Source organism: Bifidobacterium aesculapii (genome assembly GCF_001417815.1).
GTDB lineage: Bacteria > Actinomycetota > Actinomycetes > Actinomycetales > Bifidobacteriaceae > Bifidobacterium > Bifidobacterium aesculapii.
Map to the genome: position 1 here is coordinate 1 of NZ_BCFK01000075.1, position 9339 is coordinate 9339.

General features: G+C 65.1%; 7 protein-coding genes and 1 pseudogene. All 8 read left to right on the forward strand.

Features of this window, described 5'->3' with window-relative positions; genetic code table 11:
• Nucleotides 1-1473 precede the first annotated feature (1473 nt).
• The gene (locus BFAL_RS10100) at nt 1474-2760 is read left to right on the forward strand and encodes an adenylosuccinate synthase (protein ID WP_055428252.1); all 1287 of its coding nucleotides are present in this window, start codon (nt 1474-1476) and stop codon (nt 2758-2760) included.
• An 84-nt stretch (nt 2761-2844) separates the two neighbouring features.
• Nucleotides 2845-3846 (forward strand): fluoride efflux transporter FluC, encoded by a 1002-nt coding sequence (locus BFAL_RS11175; RefSeq protein ID WP_055428253.1) that lies wholly within the window; start codon nt 2845-2847, stop codon nt 3844-3846.
• Nucleotides 3846-4211, forward strand: coding sequence for a fluoride efflux transporter FluC (locus BFAL_RS10110; RefSeq protein ID WP_055428254.1), 366 nt, complete (start codon nt 3846-3848; stop codon nt 4209-4211). Before BFAL_RS11175 ends, BFAL_RS10110 begins: the two co-directional genes overlap by 1 nt.
• 221 nt (nt 4212-4432) lie before the next feature.
• Nucleotides 4433-5848, forward strand: coding sequence for an ABC transporter permease subunit (locus BFAL_RS10115; protein ID WP_055428255.1), 1416 nt, complete (start codon nt 4433-4435; stop codon nt 5846-5848).
• 3 nt (nt 5849-5851) lie between these two features.
• Nucleotides 5852-6835 carry a branched-chain amino acid ABC transporter permease gene (locus BFAL_RS10120; RefSeq protein ID WP_055428256.1) on the forward strand — a complete coding sequence of 328 codons (984 nt, stop codon included), beginning with the start codon at nt 5852-5854 and terminating at the stop codon, nt 6833-6835.
• Nucleotides 6828-7913, forward strand: a complete 1086-nt coding sequence (locus BFAL_RS10125) for an ABC transporter ATP-binding protein (protein WP_082440534.1) — start codon at nt 6828-6830, stop codon at nt 7911-7913. The genes BFAL_RS10120 and BFAL_RS10125 overlap by 8 nt, the downstream gene beginning before the upstream one ends.
• Before the next feature lies 1 nt (nt 7914).
• Nucleotides 7915-8799 carry an ABC transporter ATP-binding protein gene (locus BFAL_RS10130; RefSeq protein ID WP_082440535.1) on the forward strand — a complete coding sequence of 295 codons (885 nt, stop codon included), beginning with the start codon at nt 7915-7917 and terminating at the stop codon, nt 8797-8799.
• A 313-nt stretch (nt 8800-9112) separates the two neighbouring features.
• Nucleotides 9113-9339: pseudogene (locus tag BFAL_RS10135) on the forward strand (hypothetical protein); the annotation flags it as partial.

A 9339-nucleotide genomic window follows, 5' to 3' on the forward strand; every position in this document is an offset into this window, starting at 1 on the left:
CCCAAACACCCACTGGGTTGTTTGCTTGACGGCTCGGCCCCGGAGGGTTTTTCTATTTCGTATCTAACCCCTGTGTTGGTTGGTCAACATCGGCTTCGCCTCCCTGAGCCTAAGCACAGTCCGATGGACTGTGCTCCGGGCGGCTCCCCTCCGGTCCTGCAATTAAGAATTCGCCTTCGGCGATTGCTGTTTCCTCCTCGCTGTCGCTCGGCTTCGCCTAAAAACGCCTCTGGCGTTTTCTTCACGGCTCGGCCCCGGAGGGTTTTTCTTTTGAGGCTTCACCAGTTTGTGTGGAGCGGTATTGCTCCACACGGCCCTCATCAGATGCCTGCGGGTCTTGTGTGGTGCATCGCTGCTCCACATGCCAGGGCCTGACGTTTGTGTGGAGCGCCGCTGCTCCACACTTCGGGTTCAGGCGGGTACTTGTGGCCTGTGTGGAGCGATATTGCTCCACACTTGTGCCTGTATTCGCGTATGCGTCGCGTGTGGAGGGGCCGCTCTCCACACTTCCGTCTCTTCTTCCTTGTCGCGCGTTGTGTGGAGCGGTATTGCTCCACACGGCCCTCAACGAATGTCCTGCGGGTCTTGCGTGGCGCAGCGCTGCTCCACATGCCGGGACCTGACGCTCGTGTGGAGCGCCGGTGCTCCACACGTCGGGGCCAGGCGGGTACTTGTGGCCTGTGTGGGGCGGGAGCGTTTCCTTGGCCGGGAGAGATCGGGCTCAACGGATCGAGGACGAATCACCCTGTCCCCCTCGACCTGTTCCTCGACATTGGGGGATCGTTTCCAAGCGGACGGGCTCGGCTCTCATTCCCCGCCGACCCGCCGTCCCCTCCTCCCTCAACTGAGGGCAACCGGTTTCACCGGGTTGTGTGCGGAAAATCGTCCTCCCTCAACCGCTCAGAGGGCGGTTTCGGGGTTGAGGGCGGAATCCCCGCCAAGCAAGGGTAACGCCTAATCGTTGGAAAATGGCGGTTTGGGCGATGTCGAGCCGAATATGCCACGTCGGCCCCGTGGGCCGGGTTCCTCCCCCCAACCCGGAAAGTCAGCCCGCCTGAGTTGAGGGAGGAACAATCCCCATCGACGGGCATAGGCCCCGACGAATGCAGACGCTTTTGGACGGAAACGATTCCGCCGGCACGGAAACGTAAACACACGGAAACGTATACCTGTTCACTCGACAAACGAAACCATGCCCCAGGGCACCCGTCAACCATCCGCTCGAACTAGACACTGTTTTCGGTGCCGAACCCTTGGATTGGTTGGTCAACGTCGGCTTCGCCTCCCTGCGCTTGCGCATTGTCTCTGCGCGATTTTGGTGCGCAAATCGCCTGATTTGCGCACCAAAATCGCGCAGAGACGTCAATACACTGGTGTGAGACGTGACGGACGGGCGTAGAGGGTGTACGGTAGTCTGTCTTGCGGCGGAATTTAGCGGCGAATCAGCAGAGAATGCAGTTGCGGAGGTGCATCATGCCCGGAATCGTTCTGATCGGTGCCCAGTGGGGAGACGAAGGCAAAGGCAAGGCCACGGATCTCATCGGCACGAAGGTCGACTATGTCGCCCGTTTCAACGGCGGCAACAACGCGGGCCACAGTGTCGTCGTCGGTGACGAATCGTACGCCCTGCACCTGCTGCCCTCCGGCATCATCAACCCGAACCTCACCCCGGTCATCGGCAACGGCGTCGTCGTCGATCCGGAAGTCCTCTTCGAGGAGATCGACGGTCTCGAGGCGCGCGGCATCGACTGCTCGCATCTGCTCGTCTCCGAAGCGGCGCACGTCATCGCGCCCTACCACCGCACGCTCGACAAGGTCACCGAGCGCTTCCTCGGCAAGCACAAGATCGGCACCACCGGCCGCGGCATCGGCCCCGCCTACGCGGACAAGATCAACCGCGTCGGCATCCGCGTGCACGACCTGTTCAACGCGCAGCACCTGCACGACAAGGTCGAGGCGAGCCTGCACCAGAAGAACCAGATCCTCGTCAAGCTGTACAACCGCCGCGCGATCGACGTGGACCAGACCACCGACGAGCTCCTCAAGCTCGGCGAACGCCTCAAGCCGTACGTCGCCAACACGGGCCTGATCCTCAACAAGGCGCTCGACGAAGGTAAGACCGTCCTGTTCGAAGGCGCCCAGGCCACGATGCTCGACGTCGACCACGGCACCTACCCGTTCGTCACTTCGTCCAATCCGACCGCGGGCGGCGCCTGCACCGGCACCGGCGTCGGCCCGACGAAGATCAACCGTGTCATCGGCGTCTCCAAGGCGTACGTGACGCGCGTCGGCGAAGGCCCGTTCCCGACGGAACTGTTCGACGAGTCCGGCGAATGGCTGCGCCAGCAGGGCCACGAGTTCGGCGTCACCACCGGACGTCCGCGCCGTTGCGGCTGGTTCGACGCGGTCGTCAACCGTTACGCCAGCCAGGTCAACGGTCTGACCGACATCGTGCTCACCAAGCTCGACGTGCTCACCGGCCTCAAGGAGATTCCGATCTGCGTCGCCTACGACGTGGACGGCGAACGTCACGACGACATGCCGACCGATCAGGCCGCCTTCGCCGCCGCCAAGCCGATCTACGAGTCCATGCCCGGCTGGGACGAGGACATCTCCGGCTGCCACTCCTTCGACGAGCTGCCCGCCGCCTGCCAGGCGTATGTCAAGCGTCTCGAAGAGCTGTCCGGCTGCCGCATCTCCGCGATCGGCACCGGCCCGCAGCGCGACCACATCATCTCCGTCCACTCGCTGATCGACTGACGCCGCCCGCGTGACCGCGCATACCAGCGCACGGTCACGCGGCGACCTCGCATCGATCCGCCGAACGCAACCGGAGACGATCACATGGCCGTCCTGCACGAAACACCGGAGTACTTCGCCGAACCCGACCCGTCCACCCAGGAGATGACCGCGGCGCACGCCCGCGCCTACGCGGCGGACGTACCGCATCCGAAGGGCGCCGCCGCGGCCTCCGCGCCGCCGGCGATTCCGCTCGCGCCCGTCAAGCGCGTGCAGGGGCAGTTCAATCCGCTCGCGGACGGCATGATCTACCTCGTCGTGTTCCTCGGCGGATGCGTCGGCACCGCCCTGCGTTACGGGCTGTCGTTGGCCATGCCCGCGCCGGCCGCCGAACAGGGGTGGCTCAGCGCGTTCCACACGGCCACGTTCCTCGCGAACATGGCCGCGTGCCTGATTTTCGCGTTCGTCTCCACGTACATGGCGCAGGCCGCGTGGATTCGCAAGCGCGTGCGCCAGCTCACGTCGCGCGGCATCGGCATGGGCATGTGCGGCGGCTTCTCCACATTGTCCGCGATGGTCATCGAGGAGCTCACGTCCATTCACGCCGGTCAGATCGGCGGGTTCCTCTGCTATATGCTCGTCAGTTTCGCGTGCGGTCTGCTCGCCGCCGCCGCCGGCGCGCGTCTCGCGCTGATCGCCGCGGCGCGCCGGTCCGCGCGCGTCGTCGCCCGTGCGGTCGCCGACATCGCCGCGGACACATCTGGCCCCGCGCACGCCGCGCCGAAACACGACGTCGACGTGGACGGCGTCGCGATCGCCGACAAACCAATCATGGTCGGCGATCCGCTGGTAGGCCCGATCGAGATCAAATCGTCCATGCCGCCGGAAGGCGACTACGGCCAGCCGCTGCCGGCGGCCGTGTCGCCGCGCGTCGCGACGTCCGCGCCCGTGCCGGACGCCGACGTGCCGTCGTTCGAACCGGCGCCGGTCACCGACGAGATTCCGCTCGTCGGCGATCCCGTCACCGGCGAAGTGCATTCCGTCATGGACGGCGCGGCGGGTGCGCGTGGCGCGCACGCCGCGCACGACGGCGGGGAGGTGGCGTGATGACGTTCCTGCTCGTCTGCCTGTGCGGCGGTCTCGGCGCCGTGACACGGTTCATCGTGAACACGTCGGTGCAGCGGTGGTGGTCGCGCGCGTTCCCGTTGTCCACGTTCATCATCAACGTGATCGCCACGTTCTGCGCGGGCATCGCCGCCGGAGCGTACGCGTCCGGCACGGTCGACCATGACGCGTATCTGCTGTTCGTGACCGGCTTCCTCGGCGGATTCTCGACGTTCTCCACGGCGATCAACGAAATGGTGTCGCTCGCGCACGCCCGCAAGTACGCGATGGCCGCGTTCTACTGCGCCGCGACGATACTCGTGCCGCTGCTGTGCGTCGCCGCCGGCTGGGCCGTCTCGTTCCGTTGACGCGTGGCGTTGGCGTGTTTCGCTGACGTGTTTCGCTGGCGTGCGGGCGCGCGATTCGTGTGACGCGGGCGACACTTGGTAATGCCCGCGAAATCAAACGACGCCCTTCGACATACTCGGGTAATATGCGGCTCGCGCGGTAACCCGCGGGAAACCGGAGCATAACCGTGTGCTCCGTTTGCCTCTCTAGGTTGTGAAGCACATCCAGAGAGGACATTCACATGACAGCCGTTACCCATATCCAACGGCGTCATCGAATGGGATTGGTATCGCTGTCGCTGCTCGCGGCCGCATTGACCCTACTGATGACGTTCTGTTTCACCCCACCCCAGCAAGCCCGGGCGGCCGAAGCCGTACCCACATGCAACCCGTCCGCGACGAACGGTTGCGTCAACGGCATTCTGCAGGACGCCTCCAAAAAGCCGATCGCCGGCGTTGAAATCACATTGAGCGGCGCCGAATCGGCCACCACCACCACCGACGCGAACGGCAACTGGGCGTTCAGCGTCGGTAAGGACGGCAAGTACACCGTCAGCATGGACGAATCCGTCGCCGAACAGAACGGACTCAAAGCCGCGACCGCCACCGTCGAAGTCGAAAAGAACAGTTTCGACGCGGCCCGCCAGGTCGTCCGCTTCGACAAACCCGCGCCCACCTCCGGCACGTCCGGCGCGACCGGTGCGTCCGGCAATGGCGGCGCGGCATCCGGTTCGACCGGCACGACGACCACGGACGGCGGCGGCGCAGGCGCGAACATCGGCGCCCGCTTCTGGCAGCAGCTCTACTCCGGCGTGATCTTCGGCCTCATGCTCGGCCTCATGTCCGTAGGCATGAACCTCGTCTACGGCACCACCGGCCTGAGCTCCTTCTCCCACGGCGAGCAGGTCACGCTCGGCGGACTCATGGCGTTCGTCGGCACGCAGATCCTCCACTGGCCGCTCGTGCCCGCCGCGATCTTCGCGGTGGTCATCGGCGGTCTGACCGGCTGGATCCAGAACGAGATCGTCTGGGCGCCATTGCGCCGCAAGCACGTCGGCACCATGCAGCAGATGATCGTCACCATCGGCCTGTCCATGGCATTGCAATACCTGTTCCAGTTCTTCTTCGGCGGCGACATCAAAGGCATCGTCAAATCCGTCCCCGACAGCTTCCGCCTCGGGCCGATCACCACCGACATGCCGACGCTCACCTCCGCATCGATCGCCATCGTCACCATCGTCGGCGTGAGCCTGTTCCTCTACCGGACGCGACTCGGCCGCGCCACGCGCGCCGTCTCCGACAACGCCGCGCTCGCCGCCGCCTCCGGCATCAACGTCGAACAGGTGGTGCGCATCGTATGGATCATCTCCTGCGCGATGGCCGCGCTGTCCGGCGTGCTGCTCGGCGTCTACCTCAACGGCATCTCATGGAACACCGGCGCGACGCTGCTGCTGCTCATGTTCGCCGCGGTCACGCTCGGCGGACTCGGCACCGCGAACGGCGCGCTCGTCGGCGCGTTGATCATCGGCATCGTCGCGGACATGAGCTCGCTCGTCATCCCCAACGACATGCGATACGCCAGCGCGCTCGCGATCCTCATCATCGTCCTGCTGATCCGACCGCAGGGCATCTTCGGCAAACAGCAAAGGGTGGGCTGAGACATGGACTTCATGACCATCATCACCAACACGCTGGGCGAACTCATCGCGCCCACCACCGCGGCGTACGCGCTCGCCGCCATCGGACTCAACATGCACTTCGGCATGACCGGACTGATGAACATGGGCCAAGCCGGTTTCATGCTCCTCGGCGCCTACGGGTTCGCCATCGTGCAGATGATGGGCGGCAACCTGTTCGCCTCGGTGTGCGCGGCGATCGCGCTCGCCGTCATCTACGCGCTGCTGCTCGGCATCCCGACGCTGAAGCTCGGACCCGACTATCTCGCCATGGTCACGCTCGCCGCCGCGGAGATCATCCGCATCGTCGGGCGCTCCACCGCTATGACGGAGATCACCGGCGGCTCGGCCGGCATCTCGCCGCAGGACTTCACCACGCAGTTCGAGGACCTGTCGCCGTTGCCGGACGAATCCACCACGTTCCTGTTCTGGACGTATTCGAACAACATCGCGAACTCGTGGTGGCTGCGCATCGTCGCCTGGGTGCTCGTCGCCATCGCCGCGTTCCTGTGCTGGCGCTGGTTCCGCTCGCCGTGGGGGCGCGTGCTCAAAGGTATCCGCGAGGATGAGAACGCGATCCGTTCGCTCGGCAAGAACGTCACCGTCTACAAAATGCAGTCGCTCATCATCGGCGGCATCTTCGGCGCGCTCGGCGGCATCGTCTTCGTGCTGCCGCGCTCCGTGCAACCCGATTCGCTCGGCCGCGCGGTCACGTTCTACGCGTGGACGATCCTGCTGCTCGGCGGCGCCGCCACCATCTTCGGGCCGATTCTCGGCTCCTGCCTGCTGTGGGTGCTGCTCACGTTCGTCAAAGAGCTCATGCGCGGCGCGATTCCCGAAACCGTGATTTCCTCCAACCAGGTCGAATCATTGGGATGGGTGATCGTCGGCGTCGCGCTCATGTGCCTCGTGATCTTCAGACCGCAAGGCCTGTTGGGAGATAGGAAGGAGTTGGCCTTCAATGCCTGAGCAACTGTCTGGGAAGCCGGGAGCGGCCGCAGGAAAGGCCGCCGCCGCGCCGGCCGCCGAACCGGCCGAGACCATCGCCGGCGTCACCGCCGCCAACCTGTCCGAACAGGACGTGAACCCCGCCGAACCCGGCAAGCCGTTCCACGACCTCGCGCAATGGGCCACCAAAGCCCCCGAAGGCGAGCACCTCATCTCCACCGCGTTCGGCGACAAGGTGAAGGAGGACCTCGCATTCGTCGAGAACACGCCCGGCGTGCACAAGCCCGACCCGATCCTCGTGGCCGACAACGTCGTGCGCAAGTTCGGCGGCATGACCGCCGTGAACGTCGACCACTTCGAAATCGAACGCCACGGCATCACCGCGCTCATCGGCCCGAACGGCGCCGGCAAGACCACGTTCTTCAACCTGATGACCGGCTTCGACACGCCGAACTCCGGCGCCTGGCGGTTCGACGGGCACGACATGGCCCACGTGCACCCCGAACAGGTGGCGCGCATGGGCATGGTCCGCACCTTCCAGCTCACCAAGGTCATGAGCCGCCTCACCGTGCTCGACAACATGCTGCTCGGCGCGCCCGTCCAGCCCGGCGAAGGCCTGTTCCGCTCGCTCGTTCCCGGCCTGTGGAAGAAACAGGAGCGGGCGAACATCGAAAAGGCGGAGGCGCTGCTCGAACGGTTCCTGCTCATCAAGAAGAAGAACGACTTCGCCGGATCGCTTTCCGGCGGGCAGCGCAAGCTGCTCGAAATGGCACGCGCGCTGATGAGCGACCCGCAGCTCGTCATGCTCGACGAGCCGATGGCCGGCGTCAACCCCGCGTTGAAGCAATCGCTGCTCGACCACATCATGGCTCTGCGCGAGGAAGGCACCACCGTGCTGTTCGTCGAACACGACATCAACATGGTCCGTCACATCGCCGACTGGGTGACCGTCATGGCCGAAGGCCGCATCGTCGCCGAAGGGCAGCCGAAGAGCGTGATGAGCGATCCGGCCGTCATCGACGCCTATCTCGGCGCGCACGCCGACATCGACCTCGGTGACGATTCCGTCCTTGATCTGAAGGAAAGCGAGGAGGCCTGACATGACCAGCACCGCAACACTGAGCGCGACAGACGTATCGAGCGCGACGAGCGCGACGAGCGTGGCGGGCGCGGCAGGCGCCGCAACCGCGCCCGCCGCCGTCGACGCGCGACCGCGCTCCGAAATCCACGTGGGCGAACCGGCCGGCGAACCGCTGCTCGACGCCGTCGACCTCGTCGCCGGATACCTGCCCGGCGTCAACATCCTCAACGGAGCGTCCCTCACCCTCCACGAAGGCGAGATCGTCGGCATCATCGGGCCGAACGGCGCCGGCAAATCCACGCTCCTCAAATCCCTGTTCGGACTCGTCCACATCCACTCCGGGCACCTCATCCTCAAAGGCAAGGACATCACCAACTTGAGGGCAGACAAGCTCGTCTCCCTCGGCGTGGGATTCGTGCCGCAGACCGAAAACGTGTTCCCCTCCCTCACCATCGCGGAGAACATGCACATGGGCGCCTACCAAGCCCCGAAGAAGTTCAACGAACGCTTCGACTACGTGTGCTCCATCTTCCCCAGGCTCGGAGAACGCAAGAACCAGCTCGCCGGATCCCTGTCCGGCGGCGAACGCCAAATGGTCGCCATGGCCCGCGCCCTGATGATGAACCCGTCCGTACTGCTCCTCGACGAGCCCTCCGCAGGACTCTCCCCGATGTTCCAGGACGAAACCTTCATCCGCGTGCGCCAAGTCAACAAAGCCGGCGTCTCCGTCATCATCGTCGAACAGAACGCACGCCGCTGCCTGCAGATCTGCGACCGCGGCTACGTCCTCGACCAAGGCCGCAACGCCTACTCCGGCCGCGGGCGCGACCTGCTCGAAGACCCGAAGGTGATCAGCCTGTATCTCGGCAACCTCGAACAGGAAGTCCAAGATGAAGGGCGGTGACGGAGCGTCTTCTGCGCCGAGGCGTTAAGCGGGAAGCCCAGTGGGCTTCCCGTAGCCGAGGGGAGCGGTCGTCAGACCGCGACGGCCGGCGTCAGCCGGCGGCAGCCGGCGGCAGGTTCGACGTACCTTCGTACGCCTTCCCTCGGTACGCCTTGAAGCCGCACGCGTCACCTGTGACGGAGCGTATACGCCCATCCCTCTCGGCGCGCTTTTGGTGCGCAAATCGCCCTGATTGCGCACCAAAATCGCGCCGAGCCACCCACCAACCACAATCCAACACACATGTTCATATCGCCATAGAGAGGAAGCAATCATGAACAGCAAGAAGAGGATCCTATTCACCGCCGTCGCGGCCGTGGCCGCCGCAGTGATGGCGCTCGCCGGCTGCGGCTCGTCCAGCACGAACGACACCCCCGTATCCGGTTCCGGCGACTCCGCCTCCAAGAAGGTCGACACCTTCACGCTCGGCGGCCTGTGGCCCGAAACCCGTTCGCTCGCCTCACCTCGCCCCCCCCCAACTCGCCCCTGCAAAAATCGCCG

Coding starts and splice junctions, on each gene's coding strand:
- BFAL_RS10120 (WP_055428256.1), top strand. CDS start 5,852: ATGGACTTCATGACCATCATCACCAACACGCTGGGCGAACTCATCGCG.
- BFAL_RS10100 (WP_055428252.1), top strand. CDS start 1,474: ATGCCCGGAATCGTTCTGATCGGTGCCCAGTGGGGAGACGAAGGCAAA.
- BFAL_RS10110 (WP_055428254.1), top strand. CDS start 3,846: ATGACGTTCCTGCTCGTCTGCCTGTGCGGCGGTCTCGGCGCCGTGACA.
- BFAL_RS10125 (WP_082440534.1), top strand. CDS start 6,828: ATGCCTGAGCAACTGTCTGGGAAGCCGGGAGCGGCCGCAGGAAAGGCC.
- BFAL_RS10130 (WP_082440535.1), top strand. CDS start 7,915: ATGACCAGCACCGCAACACTGAGCGCGACAGACGTATCGAGCGCGACG.
- BFAL_RS10115 (WP_055428255.1), top strand. CDS start 4,433: ATGACAGCCGTTACCCATATCCAACGGCGTCATCGAATGGGATTGGTA.
- BFAL_RS11175 (WP_055428253.1), top strand. CDS start 2,845: ATGGCCGTCCTGCACGAAACACCGGAGTACTTCGCCGAACCCGACCCG.